The sequence below is a fragment of the Exiguobacterium sp. SH3S1 genome (assembly GCF_004337105.1).
Classification (GTDB): Bacteria; Bacillota; Bacilli; order Exiguobacteriales; family Exiguobacteriaceae; genus Exiguobacterium; species Exiguobacterium aurantiacum_A.
Genome location: NZ_SJUW01000001.1, coordinates 522242 through 547230, shown reverse-complemented (window position 1 = coordinate 547230; position 24989 = coordinate 522242). Strand labels below are relative to the sequence as shown.

The window sequence follows — 24989 nt, the reverse complement described above, 5'->3', positions numbered from 1 at the left end:
TGGCGCGAAACAAAACGTCAGACCTGAAAGGCATGACGTTACAGAGCGTGATGGCGATCATCGCGGTAAACCTGAAGCGGATCATCACCCTCTCAAAAGAAAAAACAGGATAAGGGCAAGGAAAAAGAGCGATTGTCCCGACTTGAGTCGGTCCAATCGCCCTTTTTTTCTGTTCACGCTCGGATAGAGCGGAGGTTTTTCAGTGCCCTCATCTGATTGGGGAGTGTTTTTTTATGGCGAGAAGTCGGCATTCGATCGAACAAAAACTGAGTGCGCTGCGTATGATGGACGCAGAAAGATATACCTGGAAGGAAATCGAGGAGGCTCATCACGTCTCTAAGGATACCCTCCGGGTGTGGAAAGCCAAATTCGATATCGGTGGGATCGACGCCTTGAAGGAATCGAAGACATGGAACCCTTACACCAAGGAACAGAAGATCGCGGCCGTCTGTGACTATCTCGATGGGTTCACTAGAATGGAGGTTCTCTCAAAATATCAAATCAGTGATTGGTCTGTTCTTCGGAAATGGATTAAGAAGTATACTGGTCATAGCGAGTTAACAGATTCGAGAAAAGGGATGGATCGAGCTATGGCAAAAGGGAGAAAGACCACATTCGAGGAACGCATCGAGATCGTCAGGTATTGCCTGGAGAACGGACGGAACTATCAACGGACGGCCGAGATATTCGCCGTGTCTTACCAGCAGGTCTATGGCTGGACGAAAAAATATGATACCGACGGCGTGCATGGGCTCGAGGATCGGCGCGGACGGACGAAGCAAGAAGAGGAACTGACCAACGAGGAGAAGCTCGAACGTCGCATCCAACAGATCGAGCGCGAGAACGAGCGCCTGCGGGCCGAGAACCTGTTCCTAAAAAAGTTAGAGGAGATCGAGAGGAGAGGTTGATCAGCCAAATCCGGCTACAATTGCGTTACACGGCCATCGAGGAGTTGTCGACAAGCGACACGTTCTCGGTCGTGCTCCTGTGCGAAATCGCGCAAGTCTCACGGGCCGCCTATTATAAATGGTTGAAGCGTACCGTCTCGGTACGCGAAGAGGAGAACCTGAGCCTATTGGAGGACATCCGCCTTCTCTATGACCAGGTGAACGGGACCTACGGCTATCGACGGATCACCATGACGGTCAACCGCAGACGACGCCAGCATGGCCTGCCGGCATACAATGAGAAGCGTGTCTATCGTCTGATGCGTATCCATGAGATCCGTTCGGTCATCCGCCAGAAGCGAAAACGGTACAAAAAATCGTCACCGCAACATGTGGCCGAGAACCTGATGAATCGGGAATTCAGTGCGTCCCGACCGGACGAGAAATGGTGTACCGACGTCACCGAGTTCAAATATGGTGCCGGGAAGAAGGCATATCTGAGCGCGATCATCGACCTGTACGACGGCTCGATCGTCGCCTATCGTATCGGGAAGTCCAACAACAACGGGCTCGTCTTCCATACGATGATGCCAGCCATCGCGGGGCTCCGTACAGGAGCGAGTCCGATGATCCATAGTGACCGAGGATTCCAATATACCTCGAGAGGGTTCAAACGCATGGTAGAAGACGCGGGACTGACCCACAGCATGTCCCGGGTCGGACGTTGTCTCGACAACGCCCCGATCGAGAGTTTTTGGGGCACCTTGAAAGTGGAGATGTACTACTTGCGTGAGTTCCAGGCCTATAGCGAACTCACAACGGCCATCGAGAACTACATATCGTTCTACAACCACGATCGTTTCCAGAAACGACTAAACGGCTTGAGCCCTGTCGAATACAGGTCTCAAGCCGCCTAGGCTGGTTTTCATTATTTGCCCTGTCTACTTGACGGGGAGCAGTTCAATTTCAGCGGGTTTTTGTTATGACTTGATGCCAAATTTTTCTTCGAGGTAGATGGCGATGCCGTCATCCATGTTCGAAGCGGTCACTTCGTTGGCGACGACTTTGAGCTGGCTGATGGCGTTGCCCATCGCGACGCCCGTGCCGACGTAGTCGAGCATCTCGAGGTCGTTCTCTTCATCGCCGAAAGCGATGATGTTCTGACGGCTAATGTTCAAGTGCTTCGATACTTCGCGAAGGCCGAGCGCCTTCGATGTATTTTGGCTCATGACTTCGATCATGTGCTCGGGCATGCGCCATTGACGGTTCAAGACGGCTTCGGCGTGCACTTTGTTCAAGCTGGCCCGGACGTTGTCGACGTGTTCTTTCGTCGCGTGGATCAAAAGCGACGTCGGCTCGTCTTGCAAGTGCTTGAGCAAGTCACCAGATGTGACGCTGAGTGCCCGTTCGGCGTAGGGACCGTAAAATTCTTGCGGATCTTTATGGAAATAGACGTGGTCGGTCACTTCGACGACGATGTTGTGTGCTTTCGTCTCCGATACTTCTTCGATGATGTCGTGTGCTGTTTTAAGTGGGATCGGACGGTGTGTGACCGCGTAGGACATATCTTTCGGGTGATGGACGAGCGCTCCGTTGAAGTTGATCAAAGGCGTCGTCAAGCCGAGTTGTTCATAATACATGATCGAGTGACGATGGGGCCGTCCTGTTGCGATCATGACTTCATGGCCGGCATCACGAGCCGCTTGAAGAGCGCGGATGTTCCGCTCACTGATCGTCTTGTCATCTCGTAACAACGTACCGTCTAAATCGACTGCGATTAAATAACGTGACATAAGTCATCCTCTTTTCTACATTGTGTACTATTTCTCTGACCGTACCATATTTCACGTTTCGACGGAAAGAATATACAATCGAGGTCGCATATTGTACGGCAACAATGATATACTATTGCCGTATGGAATTTTATGAATCATCTGTGAGATGGAGGGGACTTTCGATGCGTTACTTAGTCACATTGTTCTGGGCGATCTTGCTTTCGAATACAGCAGTCTTTATCATTTCAGCTGTCGATGGCGTGACGTTCAATGCGGTGCTCGCAACAGCCTTTGGCGTGGTCATCACAATCTTTATCGCGCTCTTGGATACACTTAACCAAGACATGGGAATCAACGACGTCGCCCAAGAAAAGTAAGACGTCCACAACCAAACTGGCTCATATCCGAGTCAGTTCTTTTTATACACATTTAGGAGGGATCGACCATGAAAAACAGTGCCAAACGCGCCAACTTCATTACGTTCGCCATCATCGGTGCCATCATCGTGATCGGGATCGCGCTCTTATTCTTCTTGAATAATGCGAATGAAGAGACCGGCGTCAACGCCGTGTCAGCGGACGAGCTCGAACAGAAAATTGACGAAGAAGAAGAGGTCGTCGTTTACTTCTGGCAGACGGGTTGCGAATATTGTGATCAAGTCAAACCGTATGTCGAACCACTCATCGAGGAGTATGACGCGGTCTCGATCAACTTGGCCGATCATGACGTCTGGACGACTTATGGCATTAACGGAACACCAACGATGATTCGTTTTAAAGACGGTCAAGAAACGGGTCGTGTCGAAGGGGCCGTCTCGGAACAACAGTACGAAACGTTCTTTAAAAACGAGGAGGCCGCACAGTGATCAAAAGCCGCTTGTATCAGACGTTGTTTGAATTGAATGCGACACCGTTCATCGCCAAGCGGCTCCGTCAGTTTGCCGAATCGAAGGCGAGCCGCGCGTTCATCCCGTCGTTCGCGAAAACGTATCAAATCGATATCGCTGAAGCGGCAGAGCCGATCGACGCCTATCCGAGTCTGCACGCCTTTTTCACGCGCCACTTGAAAGACGGGGCGCGCCCGATCGATGCAAACACGGACACGGTCGTATCACCGTGCGACGGACAGCTGTCGATCGTGTCCGCCATAACAGACGAGAGTCGGTTTGAAGTGAAGGGGCAGTCGTATACGCTCGCCGAGATGCTCGGTTCACAGTCAGAGGCGAGACGGTATGCCGGCGGGACGGTTTGCGTGCTCTACTTGAGCCCGCGTGACTACCACCGTGTCCATGTCCCGCTCGCAGGCCGAGTGCTCAGCCATTACGAGCTCGGCGACCGTTCGGCGCCGGTGAATGAACTCGGTTTGACGGAGACGGTCCGCCCGTTGTCACGTAACTATCGCCGTGTCACACGCTTTGAGAGCGTGGCCGGACGTTACGAGCACATCATGGTCGGCGCTTTGAACGTCAATACAATCGAATGGACCCATGACGGCGAACGTGTCGATAAAGGGGCCGAGGTCGGTTACTTCTCGTTCGGCTCGACCGTCATCCTCTGTTTTGAGAAAGATCGTGTCGTCATCGACCCGGCGAAAATTGGTCCGGTCCGGCTCGGTGAAGTCATCGGTTCGATTCAATCGAACCGATGACTGATAAGTAAATAGACAACAATTTTCTGGCCGGTCAAACGAGACACTAGTCGTTTGGCCGGTTTTCGTATAACATAGAAGGGATATCAATACTTGTATAAGCTGTTGAATCGCTTTAGCTAATTGGAGGAATACAAACGTGTTTAATCGACTTTATCCGAAACAGTTCGTCGCGTCAGTATTTGACATCGACCTTGAAGACTTGAAAGACCGTGGTGTCCGCGTCATTTTGACGGACCTTGATAATACACTCGTGGCCTGGGACGTCCCGCACGCACCTGAGCTTCTTTTGCTATGGCTCGAGAAAGTGAAATCACATGGACTCGATGTCATCGTCGTCTCGAATAATAACGAGAACCGCGTGCGCACGTTTACGGAACCGCTCGGTCTTCATTATGTGGCGCGTGCGAAAAAACCGTTGCCGTCTGGGTTCAAGCAAGCACTTGCCAAGTACGGCTATTCAACCAAAGAAGCGATTTTCTTAGGCGATCAAATCTTCACTGACGTGCTCGGCGCCAATATGGCAGGCATTCACGTCGTTCACGTGCAGCCCGTCGTCAAGACGGACGGTCTCGTCACGAAGTTCAATCGCATGCTGGAGAAAGTCGTATTCGCGCATATGAAGCGTCGCGGGAAGTACGTGTTGATCACGAAAAAAGTGGAGGAAATCGCAGTCGATGCGAAGCGGGCCAAAGTGGCCGTCGCTGAAAAAATCGGCGAGGCGATGCACTCACGTTCAGAAGATTCACATAAAAAAGATAAATAAGGGCCTCGAACGCATAGGAAGAAGGAGGCTGTCTTGTACGGCGCGTAAGACGTCGGAATTAACGCTTCAGGAGTAGCGGCGAGGCGCTACGAAGAATGAAGAAGAGGAAACTTAAAGGACAGCACATACGAATATGGAAGAAACGAAACGTTATTGCGCCGGTTGCGGCGTTCTCATTCAAACAGAAGACCCGACAGCAGTCGGTTATGCACCAAAATCGGCACTTGATCGCGAGATCGTCATTTGCCAACGCTGCTTCAAATTGAAGCATTACAACCAGATCCAAGACGTCGAATTGACGGACGATGACTTCTTGCGCATCTTGAACGGGATCAGCGCCAAAGAAGCGCTCGTCATCAAAATCGTCGATATTTTTGATTTCAACGGAAGCTGGCTCCCGGGACTTCAACGTTCGGTCGGATCGAACGATGTCTTGTTAGTCGGGAACAAAGTCGATCTACTGCCGAAGTCGGTCAACCCGAACCGGATGGCGAACTGGATGAAGACCGAGGCGAAAGAACTTGGCTTGACGCCGGTCGATGTCCATTTGATCAGCGCTAAAAAAGGTCACGGCATCGACGAACTAGCAGAGAAGATCGAGTACTATCGCAAAGGGAAAGACGTCTACGTCGTCGGTTGTACGAACGTCGGGAAATCGACACTCATCAACCAAATCATCAAGCGCTTCGGTGCTGAAGATGAAGCGATCATCACCGTCAGTCATTTCCCGGGAACGACGCTCGACTTGATCGACGTCCCGCTCGACGATGATGCGAACCTGTACGATACGCCAGGGATCATCAACCGCCATCAAATGGCGCATTACGTCGACGCGCGCGATTTGAAGACGATCACACCTAAAAAAGAGATCAAGCCGCACGTGTTCCAATTGAACCCGCAGCAAACACTCTTCTTTGGTGGTCTGGCTCGTCTCGATTACCTGGAAGGCAATAAACGTTCATTCGTCGTCTACATGTCGAACGAGTTGAAGACACACCGGACGAAGCTCGACAAAGCAGATGAGCTTTATGAAAACCATATCGGCAAAATGCTTAACCCGCCGAACGAGAAGACGTTGCAATTGTTGCCGCCGCTCGTGCGTCATGAATTTAGTCTCCGTGACGGCGTCAAGACGGATATCGTCTTTAGCGGACTCGGTTGGGTCGCCATCCACGGAAAAGGTGGACGGATTGCCGCTTGGGCACCAAAAGGAGTCGTCGTCACATTACGCGAGGCGCTCGTATGAGACTGGCCGTCATCGGTCACCCAATCGCTCATTCGCTCTCTCCCTCCCTGCACGAGCAGTGGCTGAGAGCGTCTGGGCTTTTCGGGCGGTATGACGCGCTCGACGTCACAGCGGACGAGCTCGCCCCGTTGTTTCAGGCGATGCGGGACGGGGACTATGACGGGTTCAACGTCACGATCCCGTACAAGGAAGCGGTCATCCCGTTGTTAGACGACTTGGAGGACTCAGCCAAGTCGGCCGGTGCCGTCAACACCGTCTATAAGCGGGACGGACGTTTGATCGGCGCGAACACGGACGGCGTCGGTCTTGTGACCGCACTCGACCCGTACACCGACTGGTCTGGTCGTGTGCTCGTCATCGGGGCGGGTGGAGCGGCCCGCGGGATCATCAGCGCGTTGCCGACCCGAAACGTCACGGTCACGAACCGGACGATCGACCGGGCCGAGCGTCTCGCGAAGACGTTCGGCATCGAGTCACAACCGCTCGGTGATGTCGACGTCGCCCGCTACGACGTCATCATCCAAACGACATCGGTCGGCATGGATGGGGTACAATCACCGCTTCCGTTAAATGGATTACGACAAAACACCGTCATTTGTGATATCATATATCGTCCACTCGTCACACCGTTTTTAAGCGACGCCACAATCCGAGGCGGTAAAACCGTGAACGGGACTGCCATGTTCGTCGGGCAGGGAGCGTTGGCGTTCGAACGCTGGACAGGTGTGAAACCGGATCAAATTGTCGGAATGAAGTTAATTGAAAGCTTATTGGAGGAATAAAAATAATGTTATCAGGTAAACAGAAGCGATTTTTACGCGCCGAGGCACACAACCTCTCGGCCATCTACCAAGTCGGAAAAAACGGCGTCAGTGAAGCGATGTGCAAAGACATCGGCGATGCGCTCGAAAAGCGTGAACTGTTAAAAGTCCAAGTTCTTCAAAACTGTCTCGACACGCCGAAAGACGTGGCTGGAGAGTTGGCTGAAGGAACGAAGGCAGAAGTCGTTCAAGTCATTGGAAAAGTCATCGTCTTGTACAAACAGGCGAAAGAGAAAGAGAATCGCCAAATCAAGCTTCCATGAGTCGCATCGGGCTGATGGGAGGGACGTTCGACCCGCCGCATCTCGGTCATCTGTTGATCGCCGAGCAGGCGAGAGAACAACTCGAGCTCGACGAGGTCTGGTTCTTACCGGCAGCGATCCCGCCCCATAAGGCCGGGTTCAGCCGGGCGGACGACCGGATCGAGATGACGCGGCGGGCCATCTCCGGTCACCCGGATTTCAAGCTCAACTTGATCGAGTTCGAACGAGCTGAACCGTCCTACACGGTCGAGACGATGAAACGGTTGCGGGAGCAGTATCCGGCTGACACGTTCTTCTTCCTGATCGGGGCCGATTCACTCGATGCGCTCGAGAAGTGGCACGATTATGAGACGCTGACTACGCTCGTGACGTTCGGTGCGGTCGCACGGCCCGGGAGCCGCTACCGGATCCCGAGCCGAGCTGACGTCCGTACGATCGACATGCCGCAGCTTGAGATCTCGTCGACCGACATTCGGGAACGCACGAAGCGGAACAAGTCGATCACGTATCTCGTCCCGTCTGAAGTCGAAACTTATATCAAGGAGCACGATTTGTATGACGTATGAACAAGCACAGGCATTGATTGAACGAACGTTGCCTGAGAAACGGTACATCCATACACTCGGTGTCGTCGAGACGGCAGAACGTCTCGCCCGAACGTATGGAGAGGACGTAGACCAGGCAAGGCTTGCGGCAATGTTGCACGATTATGCGAAGTACCATGACCGTGACGAGATGCGTCAAATCGTCTTAGACGAGCATCTCGACCCGTTGTTGCTCGAGTTTGATGACGAACTGCTTCATGCGCCGGTCGGAGCGGTCTTGTTAGACCGCGCCTACGACCTCGACGCTGAAGTCATATCGGCCATCAAAAACCACACGACCGGCGAACCCGGTATGTCGCGCCTCGATCAAATTTTATTTGTCGCGGATGCGATTGAACCGAATCGTCGGTATCCCGGTGTCGACGTGTTGCGCGATTTGGCAGACGTTTCACTTGAAGCGGCCGTCGTCGCGACACTGCGCCATACGATTGACTATTTATTGAAGAAGTCGGTGCGGATTTTCCCGCAGACGATTACGACATATAACTATTATTTGAACACACCTTAGGAGGGTCTATATGACTATAAAAGAAGAACTTGAATTGATTGTAAAAGCTGTTGACGATAAACGTGGGGAAGACATCGTCGTCCTCGACATGGAAGGTATCTCACCGATCGCCGATTATTTCGTCATCTGCCACGGTAACTCTGAGAAGCAAGTCGAAGCGATCGCACGTGAAATCAAAGACGTGGCGGGCGAGAACGATTTGCCGCTTAAAAAATTCGAAGGCATGGACTCGGCACGTTGGGTGCTCGCTGACCTTGAAAACGTCGTCGTCCACATCTTCCACCGTGACGACCGTGACTACTACAACCTTGAAAAATTATGGGCTGACGCGCCGCACGTCGACGTGGAAGTCGGCTAATGACGTACGAAGGGTTCGCCTACGTATACGATGAGTTGATGAAAGATGCCCCGTACGCGGATTGGGTCGCGTTCGTGCGGCGCCACGTCGCGGACGGTGCATCGCTTGCCGACGTCGGATGCGGGACGGGCTCAGCGACGATCCGGCTGGCCGAGCATTACGACACGATCGGTCTCGACTTATCCGAGTCAATGCTCGAAGTCGCCCAAGAGAAAGCGCTTGAAGCGGGCGTCACGCTACCGCTCTGGCAACAAGACATGCGTGAGCTCGAACTGCCGGCTCCGGTCGATGCCGTGACGATCCTTTGTGACTCGCTTTGCTACCTTGCAGACGAGGCCGACGTCGTCGACACGTTCGAGGCGGTATATGAGCAGCTGAAGCCGGGCGGGACGTTCATCTTTGACGTCCATTCACCGAACAAGATGGAGACGCTCTTCAACCAGAAGACGTACGCGTCGAACGGGGAAGACTGTTCTTACATCTGGTTCGCTGACCCGGGCGAGAAGCCGCTCTCGGTCATCCACGATTTGACGTTTTTCGTCGCGCTCGAGGATGGCACGTATGAACGCGTCGAAGAGACGCACGAACAGCGGACGTATGAGCCAGGGCAGTATATGCAATGGCTCATCGGTGCCGGCTTCCACGTGAAATCGGTCACGGCCGACTTCTCGGATCAAGCTCCGGGCCAAAACGCCGAACGAATTTTCTTCGTCGCCCAGAAATAAACGAGACCCTATCGCGTGAAGCGATGGGGTCTTTGTCATATGGAAATATGTACACAGTTGTTCGATTAGACACGGAAATGGGAATAAGTCCGTAGAGACATTTTACGGAAAGAAGGCACGTATCATGAAGCTGACACGAGGACGACTGTTAGAATTCGGATTCGTCTTGTTCATGGGGATTATTCTCATCACGTCCATCATTCAAGGAGCGTGGTTTAACGCGAGTGTCGCCGGGGCGGGCATCGTCTCGGGACTGATTCCGTTCATGTTGGAGAAGGCGTTTAAAACCGAGTTCGATGCCAAGATGAAAATCGCCTATATTATTTTCCTGTTCGCCTCGCAATATTTGGGTTCGATCGTCGGATTATACAGCAACGGATGGTGGGACACATTTTTGCACGTGTTGAGCGGGGTATTTTTGGCGTTTCTTGGTTTTGACTTCTTTAGTCGTCTCGATGAAGACACACGGCTCGAGATGCCGAAGCGCTTCCTCTTCGTTTACATCGTCGTCTTCTCGATGGCGGGCGCGGCGTTATGGGAGATGTATGAGTTCACGTCAGACATTGTGTTGCAGACGACGATGCAAGGGAACGGGAACGATGACACGATGGTTGATATAATTGCCGGATCGCTCGGTGGGATCATCGCTGCCTTATTGGTGACAGAAATCCATCGGAAAGAGCAGATTAAAAAGAAAAATGGAACCACCTGAAAATAATAGCGCTTACAAAACGTTCGAGACGTCTCGAGCGTTTTATTTGTAATAATTATTATCTTTTAATATTATTAATTTAGTAATAATGATTATTAAGAGGAGGCAACAATATGGATCAACATCGTCATCTAACTACTAACCAAGGCGTTCCAATCGGGGACAACGCCAACTCCATCACAGCCGGCCGCCGCGGCCCAACGCTTCTCGAAGATTATCAGCTAATTGAGAAACTCGCCCACTTTGACCGTGAGCGCGTGCCGGAGCGGGTCGTTCATGCCCGTGGTGCCGGAGCACACGGTGTCTTCAAAGTTAAAAATAGCATGAAACGATATACGAAAGCCAAGTTCTTGCAAGAAGTTGGCCAAGAAACACCAATTTTTGCCCGCTTCTCGACGGTCATCCACGGTCTCGGTTCACCGGAGACGCTTCGTGACCCGCGTGGATTCTCAGTCAAGTTCTACACCGAAGAAGGCAACTATGACTTCGTCGGAAACAACTTGCCGGTCTTCTTCATCCGTGATGCGATCAAGTTCCCAGACGTGATCCACTCGCTCAAACCGGACCCACGGACGAACCTTCAAGACCCGGACCGTTTTTTCGACTTCATGTCGCTCACACCGGAATCGACGAGCATGCTCGTGCACTTGTTCAGTGATGAAGGCATCCCGGCGTCGTACCGTCACATGCGCGGTTCATCGGTCCATTCGTTCAAATGGGTAAATGAATTTGGGAACACGGTGTACATAAAGCTCCGTTGGGTTCCGAAGCAAGGCATTAAAAACTTGTCGATGGACGAAGCAGCGAAAGTGCAAGCGGAAGACTTCAACCATGCGACGCGCGACTTGTTCAACGCGATCGAAGAAGGCGACTTCCCGGAGTGGGACCTTTACGTCCAAATCCTCGATCCGGCCGATATGGACAACTTCGACTTCGACCCGCTCGATGCGACGAAAGACTGGTTCGAAGACGTCATCCCGTATCAACTCGTCGGCACGATGACGCTCAATAAGAACGTCGACAACTTCTTCGCCGAGACGGAATCGGTCGGGTTCAACCCGGGCGTGCTCGTCCCTGGGATTCAACCGTCGGAAGACAAGATGCTGCAAGGCCGTTTGTTCTCATACTCGGATACGCAACGTTACCGCATCGGGGCGAACTATCTCCAACTCCCGATCAACTGCCCGTTCGCACAAGTGTCGAACAACCAGCGTGATGGCGCGATGCCGTTCAAACAACAGACGAGTCCGGTCAACTACGAGCCGAACCGTTACGAGGACACACCGAAACCGGATGCGGCTTATATCGAAACCGAGCAACCGATTTCGGGAGTAACGGGTCGTCAGAAAATCGAGAAGACGAACGACTTCGGGCAAGCGGGCGAAGTGTACCGCCGCTACTCGCAAGACGAGAAAGATGGTCTCGTGCGTAACTTGGTCGCCCACATTAAAGAAGTCCGTCATGAGAAGACGGTCCTTCTCTTGATCTGCAACTTCTACCGTGCCGACCGCGACCTCGGGGACCGTCTGTCGAAAGAGTTGAACGTCGATATCACACCATTCTTGAGTCAAGTGACAGAATAAATCATTCGCAACAGAGATACTTCATCGTATCTCTGTTTTTTGTTTGCCGTGGATACTCTACGAAGTGAAAACGTGAGTGAAAGCCTCCAAAATTGTCGGGAGTCTTTCCGTATGCCAAGATAAGAAAAAAGGGGGAAGCTGCATGAATCAAATCATCGAGACATTACTGAACCACCGCTCCGTCCGCTCGTTCACGGACGAGACGCTGACCGACGAACAGATCCGTCTCATCGTCGAGAGTGCCCAGCGCGCCTCGACGTCGAGCTTCATCCAGGCGTATTCGATTATCGGCGTGACCGACCCGGAGAAGAAGGCGCGCCTCGCCGAGATTGCTGGCAATCAGCAGTACGTCGTCGACAACGGTCATTTCTTCGTCTTTTGTGCTGACCTTTACCGGCACGAACTGATCGGGGAACTGCAAGATGTCGCCGTCAATCCGACGCTCGAGACCGATGAGAAACTGCTCGTCGCCGTCATCGACGCCACGCTCGCGTCACAGAACGCCGTCGTCGCTGCCGAATCGATGGGGTTAGGCATTTGTTACATAGGTGGGATCCGCAACGATATGTCGGCTGTCAAAGAGTTGCTCGGTTTGCCGGAGCGGGTGTTGCCGCTGTTCGGGCTCGCAGTCGGTGTCCCGGCGCACGTCGAGGATCAAAAACCGCGGCTTCCGCTCGAGCATATCTATCATGAGAACACGTACGACGCTGATCCGATTCAACTGAAGCAAGAGCTCACAGCTTACGACCAGACGATTCACGACTATTATGCGGCACGTGGATCGAACCAACGCAGCGATACATGGACGGGCCAGATGGGACGGATGTTGTCGAAGCCGACTCGGCTCGATGTGAAAGACTTTTTGAAGACGCAAGGCTATTTGAAGCAATGAAAAAACCGCCGGCTTGAACTACCCCATTAAAAGTTGGATTTTCATGTCCAACTTTTTTGGTTCAGTTCAACTGGCGGTTTTTAGTTGGTTTTGGTATCGAGCCACGCTTTATCGATCGCACCGAACTGTTTGGCGACGATGACACCATTTTCATCGAGCACATACGTCGTCGGCATCGCTTGGATTCGGTAGGCGTTCCCGACGGCACCGTCCTCATCGTAGACGACTTGGAACGCGTCTTCATAAGGCGCGACGAACGACCGCGCCTCGTCGACGTCACGTTCACTCGTCGTCGTGTTGACGGCAACGATCGTCACATCATCTTGCTCGCGGGCAAACTTGGCCATGTCTGGCATCTCAGCCCGGCACGGCGGGCACCAAGACGCCCAAAAGTTGACGACGACACGCTCTCCGCGTAAGTCTTCTAAGTTAAGTGTCGTCCCGTCCGTTCGTTTCAATTCAAAGTTAGGCGGAACTTGACCGATGTTCAGTCCTGCCGCTTGAGACGAATCGGCAACGAGCGTTGGTGTCTCGTCCGGTAAGCTCGCGTTGATGATCGCGAACGCGACGAGGACACCGAGACTGGATTGGACGATGCGGCGTGACGGTTTGACGACGTACCCGGCGAGTCCGACTAAAGCTGCGAACGGGATGAGCCACAGTAGATTCACCGTTGTCGTCGCATACGTGCTCACGAGCCAGATAGCAAACGCACCGACCGTCGTCCATAGCAAGGCACCGACCGATGGCGAGCGCATCCAGCGCCACGTCACAACGATTAAGCCTGCGATGAGCAGGGCAGTGTACAGATGGAGCGGTTGAGCGGTCGCGATAAACGGGAGCGTTCCGTACTTCGGCACGACGATCGTCACACCGAACCATAAAAGTAGGGCTGAAAATAGCCAATAGCCCCGAAGCCCGGGAGCAAGCCGGAAGACGAAAAATCCGATCGTTGCAATGGCGACGAGGATCGACCAGATACCGCCCGTCGCGTACAGCGATAGCGCCAAACTACCGGTCGAGGTGAGGCCGATGATGATGGCGCTCAGTTTCCAGGCGAGAAACCCGGCGAACCACGTCCCGAGGACGGCGTCGCGGTCTTTTTCCGTTAATCCGATTTTTTTGAAGCCGATGTAGAGAACGAGCAGACTGACCATGAAGACGAGCAGGTCGAGTCGGACGTTCAGTGGACCGATTGCAATCACGATATCCCTCCTAGAGAAAAAGCGCCCAAACGAGTGGGCGCTTTCTTTGTTTTTAGTATAGCATTAGCCGATTTGTTCTGCGTTGAGGACGGTCTTCATCGCGGCATAACCACCGAGAACGTTTTGAATATCCTTGTAGCCGAGTGATTGAAGGACGCTCGCGGCCATACGTGAACGGACGCCTGACGCACAGTGGATGGCAATCGTCTTGTCTGTCGGTAGACCATCATGGTCACGCATGAGTTTACCGAGCAAGATACGCTCTGCTTTCTCATAGTGACTCGCGTTCCATTCTGTCGCATTGCGGACGTCGAGGACGAACACGTCGTTCTTTTCAGCTGATTCGATCGCTTGTTCAGCCGTCACGTCCGTGTACGTTTCCGTCAACAGTTCTTGGCCGAGCTCTTCGACAGGGACGATGAAGCGGAGGCGGTCAAGACCGATTGATTGAAGGTCTGTTTGCACTTCTTCGACGTCTTCCGCGCTCGCGATGAGCGTGATGTCTTTGTCGAAGTTCACGAGCCAGCCGGCCCATGAGACGAATTTCGTGTTGTAAGGGATGTTGATCGTCCCAGGGACGTGACCTTGCGCGAAGTCTTCGCCTTTACGTGTGTCGACGACTTGCGTCGCTTCGACGAGTGTGTCGAGACGGTCCGTGCCGACGACTTCTGGACGAGCGATCTCGTTCGTCACTTGGATGCCTTCTTTGTTCACTTTTTTCATCATCGCGAAGTAGTTCGGCGGTTCTGGTTGGTCCGTCGTCAACTCTTTGATGAATGCGTCTTTGTCCGTCATTTGGAGCGCCCAGTTCGTCGCTTTCTCATAACCGACCGTTGACGTTGGGATCGCGCCGAGCGCTTTCCCGCAAGCGCTGCCGGCACCGTGACCAGGCCAGACTTGAACGAAGTCAGGGAGAGCCTTGAACTTGTTAAGCGAGTGGAACATTTGCTCGGCACCGATGGCCGTCGTTCCTTTCACGCCGGCCGCTTCTTCGAGCAGGTCAGGGCGTCCGATATCGCCGACGAAGACGAAGTCGCCTGTGAAAATACCCATCGGTTGCGTTTGGTTGCGGTCATAGAGCAAGAACGAGATGTGTTCCGGTGTGTGGCCTGGTGTGTGCATGACTTCGAGCGTGACGTTACCGACTTTGAACGTGTCGCCGTCTTTGACGAGTTTCGAGTCGATGTCTTTCGCGAACGCGTATTTCCATGACGCGTCACCTTCATCTGACAAGTAGGCTGTCGAGCCAGTGCGTTTCGCAAGTTCGAGCGAACCTGAGACGAAGTCGGCGTGGATGTGTGTCTCAGCCGTCGCGACGATCGTCATGCCTTCTTTTTCAGCTTCTTGCAAGTACGGTGTGATGTTGCGGGCCGGGTCGATGACGACCGCTTCGCCAGTCATTTGGCAACCGACCATGTAAGATGCCTGTGCTAATTTTTGATCATAGAAATAACGTAATAACATATGATATACCCCCTAGAATAGTTGACTGTAAACGTTAGTTGTTGTGCTGCTTTATATTAAGAAGTGATTAAACCGTTTCGCCTGTCCAGCTCATCATGCCGCCGTCGACGTTGATGACGTCAAAGCCGAGTGAGTCGAGGTAAGCTGACGCGTTCATGCTGCGTCCGCCTGCCGCACAGATGACATGAATCGGTTTCGTGCGGTCGAGCTCATCGACTTTCGCACTGAACTCAGACAACGGTACGTTTTTTGCTTGTTTGATATGTCCGCCTGCAAATTCGTCCGTTTCACGTACGTCGATCAAGTTGAGCGTTTCATCCGTGCTTAGCAATGTTTCTAATTCAGTCGTCGTAATCGTCTTCATGTGGTATTAATCCCCTTTTCTAATCAAGTTATGTTTAAAGTGAGTAACTTTCGTTGTTTTTAATATACCCCCTAAGGTATACTCAATGCAAGGAAAAGAATTGGAGGTCAAAAATTGCGTAAATTAACGATCATCTTATCGGTTTTAGTGATTGTGACTGTCGGAATCGTGGTTTTCACTTCGAAAGAGGATAGAATCACCCAAATCGACGTCGAAACACTACAAAACAGATTGGAAAACGAAGAAATAACCTTGTTGGACGTCCGTGAACTAGATGAATACGAGGGGGGGCATATCGAAGGAGCGGTGAACGCACCACTTTCTTCATTAAATGAAACCGAATTACCTTATGCGAAAGATGAACCGATCTATATCATTTGCCGCAGTGGCAATCGAAGCGCCCAGGCGGCCGAGTTGTTGCAGGATCGAGGTTATACGGAAATTTATGACGTCTCAGGTGGTATGATCGCTTGGGAACAGAGATAAAACTTACTTATCTAATAGGGTAGGAAACTGGAGGAGCTAGTATGGAGTTAGAGTTTATCATCACAATCTTTTTGATTGGCTTTATCGGATCATTCATCTCAGGGATGGTCGGGATCGGCGGGTCAATCATCAAATATCCGATGTTGTTGTACATTCCGCCGCTTCTTGGCTTCGCGGCGTTCAGCGCGCACGAAGTATCTGGGATCAGCGCGATTCAAGTGTTCTTCGCGACGATCGGTGGGATTTACGCATATCGTAAAGGCGGCTATTTGAATAAACAACTCATCCTGTATATGGGTGTCGCCGTCTTGATCGGAAGTTTCATCGGGGGCTACGGCTCGACGCTGTTGTCGGAGAACTTGATCAACGTCGTCTATGCGGTCCTCGCGACGATTGCGACGATCATGATGTTCTTGCCGAAAGCGAACGTCGAAGACTTGCCGCTCGACCAAGTCACGTTCAATAAACTGATCGCGGCCAGTTCGGCGTTTATCGTCGGGATCGCAGCCGGGATCGTCGGGGCGGCCGGAGCATTCATCTTGATGCCAATCATGCTCGTCGTGCTCCGTATCCCGACGAAGATGGCGATCGCGAGTTCGCTTGCGATCACGTTCATCTCATCGATCGGGTCGACAGCCGGTAAGATCATCACCGACCAAATCGTTTGGGAACCGGCTTTCGTCATGATTATCGCGAGTTTGATTGCGGCACCGATCGGGGCGAACATCGGGAAAAACATGAAGACGAAGTCGCTCCAGATGATTTTGGCGTTGCTCATTTTAGCGAGTACGGTCAAGATCTGGATGGACATCATCGGCTAAATGAATCGTGTTTCAAAGGCTATCGAGTTCACTCGATAGCCTTTTTTAGATGAAGATTGCAATGAAATTGTTAAGTTTATGTAGCATTGTAAACGTCAAAAAGTTGAATTAAGTTCAAAAGAACGTTAAAATACTCTTTATACGTCTGTACGTTTGTTAGTCGACGCACTAACTTACCATATGAAAATGACCTAAGGAGTGTTTGAATGAATCACACGAATCAATCGAACGGGAAATTAGAGCGGTTCCGTCACGCGGCAAGCGACTCGTTCCGGACGCATCGCCTGTTTTGGATATTTACGATCCTGTTATGGACGAAGTCACTGATTGCGTATCAGTTCTTCTTTAACATGCCACCTGAGAACGCGGTCCAAGCGTTCATTCTGTTCATCAACCCGTTAAGTTTCACGTTGTTCTTGTTTGCCTTTAGTTTCTTCTTCGGAGGCAATAAACGGAAGTGGGCGCTATACGGTCTTTACACGGTATCCTCGCTCATCTTGTTTGCGGATACAACCTACTACCGTGAGTTCACTGACTTCTTGACTGTGCCGTTATTGTTCCAATCGTCGAACCTAGAGACGTTATCATCGTCATTCCTGTCGTTGCTTGAATGGAAAGACTTGCTTCTGTTAGGAGATCTCGTCGTGCTTCCGTTCTTGCTCTGGAAAATAAAAGAGACGGGCAAAGCGTCACAACGCCGCGTGTTGCTCACGTTCGGTGCGGCTGCCGCCGTGTTCGGCTTTAACCTTGTCCTTGCAGAGACAGAGCGCCCAGAACTGTTGACGCGTTCGTTCGACCGTGAACTGCTTGTTAAAAACTTAGGCACGTTCAACTTCCACGTCTATGACGCGATGCTTCAAACGAAGACATCGGCGCAAAAAGCGCTCGCGGACGGTTCTGAGCTCGATGAAGTCGAGAACTATACGCGTCAGAACTATGCGGCGCCGGACCCGGACATGTTCGGGAAGTATAAAGGCAAGAACGTCATCGCCATCTCGCTCGAATCGACACAGAGCTTTACGCACAATATGAAAGCTTCGAACGGCGAGTACATCACGCCGAACTTGAACAAGTTGATCGACGAGTCTCACTTCTGGCCGAACTATTACCATACGACCGGTCAAGGGAAGACGTCGGACTCTGAGTTCGCGCTCGACAACTCGCTGTACGGATTGTCGCGTGGCGGCGTCTACTTCACGAACGCCGACAACGAATATGATGCGCTTCCTGGTGTCATCAAAGAAGACAACTACTATTCGGCGGTGTTCCACGCCAACAACAAATCGTTCTGGAACCGTGACCAGATGTATCAAAACATCGGAGTCGATGAGTTCTTTGATGAGAAGAGCTACGATTTAGGCGACCCGGCCAACATGACGGAATGGGGTCTCCTCGACGATGAGTTCTTCTTACAGTCGGTACCGATGCTTGAAGAACTGCCGGAACCTTACTTCGCGAAGTTCATCACGCTGACGAACCATTTCCCGTTCACGATGCCGAGTGCGGACCATGAACTCGTCCCGAAATTCGAGACGAACTCGACGACGCTCAATAACTTCCCGCAAGCGCTCGCGTATCAAGACTACGCCCTCGGTTTGTTCATTGATGAGTTGAAAAAGAACGGGACATGGGACGATACGATCTTCGTCGTTTACGGTGACCATAACGGCATCTCGACGAACCATAACGCTGCCATGGCCGACTTGCTCGGAAAAGACGAGTTGACGCCATATGACGTGGCAAAACTTCAGTCAGTCCCGTTCGCGATTCACTTGCCTGGTCAAGACAAAGGTGAAGTCCACGAGACGATTGGGAGCCACGTCGATATGAACCCGACGATTCAGCATTTGCTCGGGTTCGATACGTCTGATCAAATCGGGTTCGGGAACGACTTGTTCGCGCCAGAGCGCAACGATCGCGCCATCTTCCGTGACGGTACAATCGTGACAAGCGACTATTTGTTCACCCAGTCAACGTGTTATGACGCCGAGACAGGAGAAGTCGTCGATGACGCGAAAGTATGTACACCACTTGAAGACGAGGCGAACAAAGTACTTGAGATGAACGATAAGATCATCTATTCGGACTTGCTCCGCTTTAAAGAAAATAACTAAACACTCGAGAGAAAAGATTTTAAAAATCTTTTCTCTCTTTTTTGTTGTCTGAAAAATAAATCGGCGGCGAAATCGGATCGACTATGGTGAAAATCAGGGTAGGTGAGGTAAGCGATTACATGGCTGGTGTAAAGGGGGATACGAAGTCGGAGCAGCGAGGGGACGTGAAGAGAGAGAACGAGGTGTGTCGTTATATCCTTATAAAAATGAACGAATCCGCTCGCAGATAGCTCGGAAAAAGTTGAGGCTCATCGGTTGCCATCGTGCTCATTCTCGGGTAATATCTGAGTTGTTGTGAAGTTATGAACGAACTGTGAATACGGCTTCTATAATTTGATTAAGTTGATTTCTGTGAGAGTCAGAAATCAATTTAAAAATTTTTATAGAGAGGTGTGTTCATTTGGAAAAATTGAATACGGTAAAACAAGAATGGCTCGGGAATCCCCGTGCTGAAGTGATGGCAGGGATCGTTGTGGCCCTTGCACTCATTCCGGAGGCAATCGCCTTCTCACTGATCGCTGGATTAAATCCGATGGTAGGACTATATGCGTCCTTTATCATCGCGATGGTCATTTCGATTACGGGAGGACGCCCCGCGATGATTTCGGCCGCGACGGGCGCGATGGTACTCCTTGTCGTCGATCTCGTAAAAGATTATGGACTTCAGTACTTGCTCGCTGCAGGGATACTAGCTGGTGTGATCCAGATCGTGCTTGGTTTTCTTGGTATAGCTCGTTTAATGAAGTTCATCCCGCGTGCGGTTATGGTCGGCTTCGTTAACGCCCTTGCCATTTTGATCTTCCAAGCCCAGCTTCCGCAATTTGGAGGCGAGACGTGGATCATGTGGGCCATCGTTGCAGCATCGCTTGCGATCATCCTTGTTTTCCCGCGCATCACGTCAGCAATCCCGGCGCCGCTTGTCGCCATCGTGGCGATGACGTTGCTCGTGTTCTTTATGGGACTTGAGACGAAAACGATCGGAGATATGGGGACGATCACGGCAACGCTGCCGATGTTCCTCTTGCCGGACCTCCCGCTCACACTCGAGACACTTATGATCATCTTGCCTTATTCGTTCTCGCTCGCCTTTGTCGGTTTGATTGAGTCGCTATTGACGGCTCAAATCGTCGATGACATGACGGGTACAGATTCGAATAAGAACCGTGAATCAAAAGGTCAAGGGATCGCCAACATCATCGCTGGTTTCTTCGGTGCGATGCCAGGATGTGCGATGATCGGACAATCGGTCATCAACGTCTCGTCTGGAGCACGGGGTCGCTTGTCGACGTTCTCGGCAGGACTTGCGCTCCTCATCATGATCATGACGATGAGTAACATTTTAATGCTGATTCCAGTCGGGGCGCTCGTCGGTGTCATGTTCTTCGTCGCCTATGCGACGTTCGACTGGGGCTCACTCAAAACGCTCAAGACAGGTCAAAAGACCGATTCGCTCGTCATGGTCACGACGGTACTCGCGACCGTGCTCACGCACGACTTGTCGATCGGTGTCATTGTCGGGATCGTGACGGCCGCCGTCATCTTCGCTGCGAAAATTTCGCGTGTCGAGCTGAAGCGCCACCAAGACGGACACCGTGCTCACTATGAAGTGAACGGACAATTATTCTTCGCGTCTACGTCTGACTTTGTCAACCAGTTCGATGTCGAAGAGGATGTCGAAGCAGACGTGAAACAAGTCAGTATCGACTTCGCCAACACCCATCTTTGGGACGATTCGGCCATCGGGGCCATCGATAAAGTCGTCTTCAAATATCGGACGGTCGGAATCGAACCAGAACTGTTAAACTTGAACAAAGATTCAGAGAAGCTGTTGAACACGCTGGCGCTCCATCTTCGTCAACAAGATGCGAACGTCGGCCACTAAAAGGGGGAACTTACAATGAGTAAAATCTTTCTAGCGATTGATGGTTCAGACCATTCGATGCGTGCCACCCAAAAAGCGGTCGAACTCGCCAAAGTGACATCATCTTCAATCGATGTCGTCCATGTCGTGTCACCGAAAGAATCAAAAGAAAGCGCCCTTCAATCGACGGGTAAAATCGATCTTGAAGTGAGACGGAAACAACGTCTTCAAGTGTTTTTCGATGCGATCACCGAAGCGGGCGTTTCGTACGAGTATATCGAACTCCGCGGCGAACCTGACGTTGAACTCGTCAACTACGCCAACCATGAACCGTTTGAATTCGTGGTCGTCGGCTCGCGCGGTCTCAATACGTTCCAGGAGTTCGTATTGGGCAGTGTCAGCCACAAGCTTGCTAAACGATCGTTGTCACCTGTGATCATCGTTCGTTAACAGACAGCGCCACGAAACTTTCGTGGCGCTTTTGCTGTGTGAAAAAAAGGAGGAGCTTATGACATTAGATTATACGGGAGAGCGGGTCATCCCAGATCAAATGAACCCGATGAACGGCATGTTGCTCGAACATATCGCCCGCTATCAGTTCGCCGCGTTGTTTCTCGAAGGACGTGTGCTCGATTTTGCGAGCGGGAGCGGGTTTGGCAGTCAATTGATTGCAAAGATACAAAAAAAATCGGTCGCTGAGGTCGTCGCGCTCGATATTTCAGAAGATGCGATTCGATATGCGCAAGGTCGTTATTTTCACCCGAAAGTGAAGTATATCGTCGGAGACGTGCTCGACCGGACGCTACCAGATCAACTCGGCACGTTCGACTGTATCGTCAGTTTTGAGACAATCGAACACGTTGAAGACTTTGCAGGGTTCATGGCGAACGTTTCAGAATTGTTAAAGCCGGGTGGCATGCTCGTCTTGTCGACGCCGTTCGGTCAAGGCATCGGTAAACCGACGAACGAACCGTTCCACGTTCATCAATTTACCGATCAAGAGTTTAAGGCGCTTTTCACGTCATTCAGTTCGACAGATTTTTATTACCAACGTGGTGTGCTGATCGAACCGAAACGAGAAGCAGTACATTATCCGATTGGAATTGCCGTCGCTATTAAATGATGTGAACGTGTTGATGAGGCCAAGCAGGAGGTGATGAGATGAGTGTGAAAATCATTTGTCCCGAGTGCGATGGGGTCGGGACCGTTCCCATCATGAAAGGATTTCCGTTCGTTAAGGAATGTCCGGTTTGCCAAGCGAGCGGAAAGAAAAAAATAAAACGCAGAAAAAAACGTTCAATTCTTGTAAGATGAGGATTGAACGCTTTGTTTTACATAACGAAAGGGGCAGAAAACATGAAAGGTCTTCGAAAACCATCCTACTACGGATGGTATATGGTCATGATCGCGGGCCTCGGTGTATTTTTCTCGGGTCCCGGTCAGACGTACTTTATCTCCGTTTTTATCGACCAATACATAACCGACTTCGGCTGGTCGCGCTCTGAAGTATCGAGCGTTTATTCGGCCGCGACGCTCGCGTCGGCCGCCTGTTTATTTTTCGTCGGTCGGTTGATCGACCGTTTCGGGCAACGGGCGATGATGGTCATCGCCTCGATATTGCTGGCGGCGGCTTGTCTGTTCAACAGTTACGTCACGAACTTGACGATGCTCTTCTTCGGCATCTGGATGCTCCGTCTATTCGGACAAGGGTCGATGACGCTCGTCCCGAATACGCTCGTCCCACAATGGTTCATCACGAAGCGTGGCCAGGCGCTCAGCTATATGGCAATCGGTGGGTTTTTAAGTGCCGCCGTCTTTCCGCCGCTCAACGTCTGGCTCGTCGGTTTGATCGGTTGGCAAACGACGTGGCAAGTGTGGGGACTGCTCGTGCTCGTCTTGTTCACACCGCTCGCTTATCGTTTCGTCCGCAACCGCCCAGAAGACATCGGACTGTTGCCGGACGGAGGGACGAACCCTCATCCGAGCAACAAATCGACAACGACACCGGTTCATATCGATGTCGATTTCACGTTCCAAGAAGCGCTCAAGACACGCGCATTTTGGCTGATTTTGTCGTGCATCGGTATCCCGGCGCTCGTCAACACGGCGATCACGTTCCACTTGATCTCAATCTTTGAAGAGCAGAGCCTACCACCAGCGACGGCCGCACTCGTCTTGAGCTTGATGGCGGTTCTCGGTTTCCCGGCGACGTTCATCGCGGGACGGCTCATCGATGTCGTGAAAATCAATTATGTATTGATTGGCATCTTCGTGACCGAGATCATCTTCATGATCATTCTGCAATATACGTCGACGTTCTCAATCGCGATTCTGTTCGGGGTGATCTGGGGCATCAGCAACGGCTTTGAGCGCATCGCTTTGAACTATGTTTGGCCGTACTACTTCGGTCGGGCCGCGCTCGGTAGCATCAGCGGGCTGGCGACGTCGGTCATGGTACTTGGCTCGGCGGTGGGACCGTTGCCGTTCGGGATCGCCTACGACTTGTTCGGCAACTACGAGTCGATCATTTGGTATTCGCTCGTCTTCCCGGTCATCGGCATCCTCGCCGCCTCGTTCGCGGTCAAACCGACGCTCGTGCGCTAACCGAGTCGACGTTCGGCTCGGTTTAGTCGCCTTATCACGAAGGAAGCGGCGACGAGCACCGGCAATTCGATTAACGGCCCGATGACCAAGACGAGGGCAATGAGCGGCTCGTTCGGGAATGCGGTCGTCGCGATGGCGAGCGCGATCGGTGAATTCCGCGCGAGCGTCGTCATTTGTAGACTCGTCACAGCCGCGTCTTCACGCAACAGTTTCTTGCCGACACGGCGGCTTATGACAAAATTGACGATGAAAAATAACAGCAACGGTGCAATTAACAATCCGAGGATCGAGACGTGCTCGATCAAGAGCCGCCCTTGTGAGGCAAAGATCGACATGACGGCTAGACTTAACAAGATGATCGGCCATAAGCTGACGCTCTCGAGCCGCTGCAACTGGTTCGACTTGGCGAGAAAGTACCTCAGTCCAATCGCTGAGCCGAGCGGGATCGCTAAAGCGGCTAGACTATGTAGGAACACCGAAACTGAGATCACGCTCGACGTCCCTGTCAAAACATAAAGATAGACCGGTAACAGCGCGAGTTGAAGTACAAGGTTGAGCGGCAAGATGCTGAGCGAAGCGACGACGTCGCCTTTCGCGAGACCGGTGAAGACGATATACCAATCGGTGCATGGCGTGACCATGAGCATGATGAATCCGATCCAAAGCGCCGGGTGGTCGGACAAGAAGACGCTCGCGAGTGCAAACGCGAAAACGGGCGTCCAAACGAAGTTGAGGACGAGACTCGTGATCGTGAACGTGCGGTTTGAAAACGAATGCCGGATTTGGGCGAACGGGATTTGAATGAACGTAAAGAACAGCATCGCCATAAGTAACGGTACGATCGCACCGTCCGCGATTCGACGCAGCGTCTCGATCGTCCCGAACGCGAGACCAGTCACAACAGATAGAAGTATGAATATGGGGTATAATTTCTCGAATCGACTCAAAGGGCCACCTCTTTTCCATTAGCAAAAACGTACCACAAAAAAACCCGATGAACGAGTCATCGAGCGATGAAATAGTATAACAGTCCGAGCGCCACGAATGAGACCGGAAATAGGACGATATACGTCCAAGACACCAGCGACCAGCTTTTCTTTTGGCTATAGTCTGATTTGTCTTTTCCGAGACCGACCATGATCGTGAAGACGAGGGCGATCAAGCAGACGACTAGCGATAATCCGATTGTGAGATACATCATACCACTTCCTTTAACGTTTCTATACCTAGAATACCGTATCGTCAAACAAAAAAACCTCTGAAATGTTGGGATTGTGTGTCC

At 51.8% G+C, this 24989-nt stretch carries 28 protein-coding genes; 22 read left to right on the top strand and 6 right to left on the bottom strand.

The annotated features are described in order from the left end of the window. Positions 1–233: 233 nt before the first annotated feature. Positions 234–1804 (top strand): IS3 family transposase gene (locus EVJ26_RS02780; RefSeq protein WP_131469692.1). Its coding sequence is split into 2 segments (ribosomal slippage): positions 234–873 and positions 873–1804, totalling 1572 coding nucleotides; the frame shifts between segments, so codons are not numbered across the junction. A gap of 63 nt (positions 1805–1867) precedes the next feature. Here the strand turns inward: EVJ26_RS02780 and EVJ26_RS02775 are convergent. Continuing rightward, positions 1868–2680, bottom strand: a complete 813-nt coding sequence (locus EVJ26_RS02775) for a Cof-type HAD-IIB family hydrolase (RefSeq protein ID WP_131468568.1) — start codon at positions 2678–2680, stop codon at positions 1868–1870. A gap of 164 nt (positions 2681–2844) precedes the next feature. Between EVJ26_RS02775 and EVJ26_RS02770 the strand changes: the two genes are divergently transcribed. The 14 genes from EVJ26_RS02770 (at position 2845) to nfsA (ending at position 12788) form a co-directional block, all read left to right on the top strand. Further along, on the top strand, positions 2845–3039 hold the full coding sequence (locus EVJ26_RS02770; protein ID WP_070327820.1) for a YjzD family protein: 195 nt from the start codon (positions 2845–2847) through the stop codon (positions 3037–3039). 68 nt (positions 3040–3107) lie between these two features. Continuing rightward, positions 3108–3527, top strand: coding sequence for a thioredoxin family protein (locus EVJ26_RS02765; protein WP_131458969.1), 420 nt, complete (start codon positions 3108–3110; stop codon positions 3525–3527). Then, positions 3524–4309: a phosphatidylserine decarboxylase gene (locus EVJ26_RS02760; RefSeq protein WP_131458971.1), complete on the top strand. Its 786-nt coding sequence runs from the start codon at positions 3524–3526 to the stop codon at positions 4307–4309. The genes EVJ26_RS02765 and EVJ26_RS02760 overlap by 4 nt, the downstream gene beginning before the upstream one ends. A gap of 139 nt (positions 4310–4448) precedes the next feature. Beyond that, positions 4449–5075: a YqeG family HAD IIIA-type phosphatase gene (locus EVJ26_RS02755; protein ID WP_070327818.1), complete on the top strand. Its 627-nt coding sequence runs from the start codon at positions 4449–4451 to the stop codon at positions 5073–5075. Between the two features lie 133 nt (positions 5076–5208). Then, positions 5209–6321, top strand: a complete 1113-nt coding sequence (gene yqeH / locus EVJ26_RS02750; protein ID WP_016508207.1) for a ribosome biogenesis GTPase YqeH — start codon at positions 5209–5211, stop codon at positions 6319–6321. Beyond that, positions 6318–7103 carry a shikimate dehydrogenase gene (gene aroE / locus EVJ26_RS02745; RefSeq protein ID WP_071399265.1) on the top strand — a complete coding sequence of 262 codons (786 nt, stop codon included), beginning with the start codon at positions 6318–6320 and terminating at the stop codon, positions 7101–7103. Before yqeH ends, aroE begins: the two co-directional genes overlap by 4 nt. 5 nt (positions 7104–7108) lie before the next feature. Beyond that, positions 7109–7405: a ribosome assembly RNA-binding protein YhbY gene (gene yhbY / locus EVJ26_RS02740; RefSeq protein WP_016508126.1), complete on the top strand. Its 297-nt coding sequence runs from the start codon at positions 7109–7111 to the stop codon at positions 7403–7405. Continuing rightward, a complete protein-coding gene (locus EVJ26_RS02735) occupies positions 7402–7971 on the top strand; it encodes a nicotinate-nucleotide adenylyltransferase (protein ID WP_071399266.1) in 570 nt (189 codons plus the stop codon). The genes yhbY and EVJ26_RS02735 overlap by 4 nt, the downstream gene beginning before the upstream one ends. Beyond that, positions 7961–8518: a bis(5'-nucleosyl)-tetraphosphatase (symmetrical) YqeK gene (gene yqeK / locus EVJ26_RS02730; protein WP_131469691.1), complete on the top strand. Its 558-nt coding sequence runs from the start codon at positions 7961–7963 to the stop codon at positions 8516–8518. The genes EVJ26_RS02735 and yqeK overlap by 11 nt, the downstream gene beginning before the upstream one ends. A gap of 10 nt (positions 8519–8528) precedes the next feature. Further along, complete coding sequence (gene rsfS / locus EVJ26_RS02725) at positions 8529–8876, top strand: ribosome silencing factor (protein ID WP_016508195.1); 348 nt, start codon at positions 8529–8531, stop codon at positions 8874–8876. Further along, complete coding sequence (locus tag EVJ26_RS02720) at positions 8876–9601, top strand: class I SAM-dependent DNA methyltransferase (RefSeq protein ID WP_131458974.1); 726 nt, start codon at positions 8876–8878, stop codon at positions 9599–9601. Before rsfS ends, EVJ26_RS02720 begins: the two co-directional genes overlap by 1 nt. 124 nt (positions 9602–9725) lie before the next feature. Further along, positions 9726–10313 carry a DUF2238 domain-containing protein gene (locus EVJ26_RS02715; RefSeq protein ID WP_131458976.1) on the top strand — a complete coding sequence of 196 codons (588 nt, stop codon included), beginning with the start codon at positions 9726–9728 and terminating at the stop codon, positions 10311–10313. Positions 10314–10426: 113 nt separating this feature from the next. Further along, positions 10427–11896: a catalase gene (locus EVJ26_RS02710; RefSeq protein ID WP_131469690.1), complete on the top strand. Its 1470-nt coding sequence runs from the start codon at positions 10427–10429 to the stop codon at positions 11894–11896. Positions 11897–12038: 142 nt separating this feature from the next. Next, positions 12039–12788: an oxygen-insensitive NADPH nitroreductase gene (gene nfsA / locus EVJ26_RS02705; RefSeq protein ID WP_131469689.1), complete on the top strand. Its 750-nt coding sequence runs from the start codon at positions 12039–12041 to the stop codon at positions 12786–12788. Between the two features lie 80 nt (positions 12789–12868). On the opposite strand, the gene EVJ26_RS02700 is transcribed toward nfsA, so the two are convergent. The 3 genes from EVJ26_RS02700 to EVJ26_RS02690 all read right to left on the bottom strand — a co-directional run bounded on the left by EVJ26_RS02700 (position 12869) and on the right by EVJ26_RS02690 (position 15821). After that, on the bottom strand, positions 12869–13993 hold the full coding sequence (locus EVJ26_RS02700; RefSeq protein WP_131469688.1) for a TlpA disulfide reductase family protein: 1125 nt from the start codon (positions 13991–13993) through the stop codon (positions 12869–12871). Positions 13994–14056: 63 nt separating this feature from the next. After that, positions 14057–15457: an MBL fold metallo-hydrolase gene (locus tag EVJ26_RS02695; protein WP_131469687.1), complete on the bottom strand. Its 1401-nt coding sequence runs from the start codon at positions 15455–15457 to the stop codon at positions 14057–14059. Positions 15458–15524: 67 nt separating this feature from the next. Next, the gene (locus EVJ26_RS02690; protein ID WP_131458982.1) at positions 15525–15821 is read right to left on the bottom strand and encodes a rhodanese-like domain-containing protein; all 297 of its coding nucleotides are present in this window, start codon (positions 15819–15821) and stop codon (positions 15525–15527) included. 114 nt (positions 15822–15935) lie between these two features. Between EVJ26_RS02690 and EVJ26_RS02685 the strand changes: the two genes are divergently transcribed. The 7 genes from EVJ26_RS02685 (at position 15936) to EVJ26_RS02655 (ending at position 23707) form a co-directional block, all read left to right on the top strand. After that, the gene (locus EVJ26_RS02685; RefSeq protein WP_236634116.1) at positions 15936–16307 is read left to right on the top strand and encodes a rhodanese-like domain-containing protein; all 372 of its coding nucleotides are present in this window, start codon (positions 15936–15938) and stop codon (positions 16305–16307) included. Between the two features lie 41 nt (positions 16308–16348). Beyond that, complete coding sequence (locus tag EVJ26_RS02680; RefSeq protein ID WP_016508199.1) at positions 16349–17128, top strand: sulfite exporter TauE/SafE family protein; 780 nt, start codon at positions 16349–16351, stop codon at positions 17126–17128. A 206-nt stretch (positions 17129–17334) separates the two neighbouring features. Beyond that, positions 17335–19242 carry an LTA synthase family protein gene (locus tag EVJ26_RS02675; RefSeq protein ID WP_131469686.1) on the top strand — a complete coding sequence of 636 codons (1908 nt, stop codon included), beginning with the start codon at positions 17335–17337 and terminating at the stop codon, positions 19240–19242. Positions 19243–19642: 400 nt separating this feature from the next. Next, positions 19643–21124 carry a SulP family inorganic anion transporter gene (locus EVJ26_RS02670; RefSeq protein WP_131469685.1) on the top strand — a complete coding sequence of 494 codons (1482 nt, stop codon included), beginning with the start codon at positions 19643–19645 and terminating at the stop codon, positions 21122–21124. 15 nt (positions 21125–21139) lie between these two features. Then, a complete protein-coding gene (locus tag EVJ26_RS02665) occupies positions 21140–21553 on the top strand; it encodes a universal stress protein (protein ID WP_131443509.1) in 414 nt (137 codons plus the stop codon). 58 nt (positions 21554–21611) lie between these two features. Next, entirely contained in the window at positions 21612–22226 is a 615-nt protein-coding gene (locus EVJ26_RS02660; RefSeq protein WP_131443508.1) for a class I SAM-dependent methyltransferase, read from the top strand. A gap of 233 nt (positions 22227–22459) precedes the next feature. After that, the gene (locus tag EVJ26_RS02655; RefSeq protein ID WP_201738316.1) at positions 22460–23707 is read left to right on the top strand and encodes an MFS transporter; all 1248 of its coding nucleotides are present in this window, start codon (positions 22460–22462) and stop codon (positions 23705–23707) included. On the opposite strand, the gene EVJ26_RS02650 is transcribed toward EVJ26_RS02655, so the two are convergent. After that, positions 23704–24654: an arsenic resistance protein gene (locus tag EVJ26_RS02650; protein WP_236635486.1), complete on the bottom strand. Its 951-nt coding sequence runs from the start codon at positions 24652–24654 to the stop codon at positions 23704–23706. The genes EVJ26_RS02655 and EVJ26_RS02650 overlap by 4 nt on opposite strands. 56 nt (positions 24655–24710) lie before the next feature. Continuing rightward, positions 24711–24905 carry a hypothetical protein gene (locus EVJ26_RS02645; protein WP_236634115.1) on the bottom strand — a complete coding sequence of 65 codons (195 nt, stop codon included), beginning with the start codon at positions 24903–24905 and terminating at the stop codon, positions 24711–24713. Positions 24906–24989 lie beyond the last annotated feature (84 nt).

Excerpts from the sequence above, each read along its gene's own strand:
- EVJ26_RS02775 (WP_131468568.1), bottom strand. The coding sequence starts at position 2,680 with ATGTCACGTTATTTAATCGCAGTCGATTTAGACGGTACGTTGTTACGA.
- EVJ26_RS02770 (WP_070327820.1), top strand. The coding sequence starts at position 2,845 with ATGCGTTACTTAGTCACATTGTTCTGGGCGATCTTGCTTTCGAATACA.
- EVJ26_RS02765 (WP_131458969.1), top strand. The coding sequence starts at position 3,108 with ATGAAAAACAGTGCCAAACGCGCCAACTTCATTACGTTCGCCATCATC.
- yqeH (WP_016508207.1), top strand. The coding sequence starts at position 5,209 with ATGGAAGAAACGAAACGTTATTGCGCCGGTTGCGGCGTTCTCATTCAA.
- aroE (WP_071399265.1), top strand. The coding sequence starts at position 6,318 with ATGAGACTGGCCGTCATCGGTCACCCAATCGCTCATTCGCTCTCTCCC.
- yhbY (WP_016508126.1), top strand. The coding sequence starts at position 7,109 with ATGTTATCAGGTAAACAGAAGCGATTTTTACGCGCCGAGGCACACAAC.
- EVJ26_RS02735 (WP_071399266.1), top strand. The coding sequence starts at position 7,402 with ATGAGTCGCATCGGGCTGATGGGAGGGACGTTCGACCCGCCGCATCTC.
- yqeK (WP_131469691.1), top strand. The coding sequence starts at position 7,961 with ATGACGTATGAACAAGCACAGGCATTGATTGAACGAACGTTGCCTGAG.
- rsfS (WP_016508195.1), top strand. The coding sequence starts at position 8,529 with ATGACTATAAAAGAAGAACTTGAATTGATTGTAAAAGCTGTTGACGAT.
- EVJ26_RS02720 (WP_131458974.1), top strand. The coding sequence starts at position 8,876 with ATGACGTACGAAGGGTTCGCCTACGTATACGATGAGTTGATGAAAGAT.
- EVJ26_RS02715 (WP_131458976.1), top strand. The coding sequence starts at position 9,726 with ATGAAGCTGACACGAGGACGACTGTTAGAATTCGGATTCGTCTTGTTC.
- EVJ26_RS02710 (WP_131469690.1), top strand. The coding sequence starts at position 10,427 with ATGGATCAACATCGTCATCTAACTACTAACCAAGGCGTTCCAATCGGG.
- nfsA (WP_131469689.1), top strand. The coding sequence starts at position 12,039 with ATGAATCAAATCATCGAGACATTACTGAACCACCGCTCCGTCCGCTCG.
- EVJ26_RS02695 (WP_131469687.1), bottom strand. The coding sequence starts at position 15,457 with ATGTTATTACGTTATTTCTATGATCAAAAATTAGCACAGGCATCTTAC.
- EVJ26_RS02690 (WP_131458982.1), bottom strand. The coding sequence starts at position 15,821 with ATGAAGACGATTACGACGACTGAATTAGAAACATTGCTAAGCACGGAT.
- EVJ26_RS02680 (WP_016508199.1), top strand. The coding sequence starts at position 16,349 with ATGGAGTTAGAGTTTATCATCACAATCTTTTTGATTGGCTTTATCGGA.
- EVJ26_RS02675 (WP_131469686.1), top strand. The coding sequence starts at position 17,335 with ATGAATCACACGAATCAATCGAACGGGAAATTAGAGCGGTTCCGTCAC.
- EVJ26_RS02665 (WP_131443509.1), top strand. The coding sequence starts at position 21,140 with ATGAGTAAAATCTTTCTAGCGATTGATGGTTCAGACCATTCGATGCGT.
- EVJ26_RS02660 (WP_131443508.1), top strand. The coding sequence starts at position 21,612 with ATGACATTAGATTATACGGGAGAGCGGGTCATCCCAGATCAAATGAAC.
- EVJ26_RS02655 (WP_201738316.1), top strand. The coding sequence starts at position 22,460 with ATGAAAGGTCTTCGAAAACCATCCTACTACGGATGGTATATGGTCATG.
- EVJ26_RS02645 (WP_236634115.1), bottom strand. The coding sequence starts at position 24,905 with ATGTATCTCACAATCGGATTATCGCTAGTCGTCTGCTTGATCGCCCTC.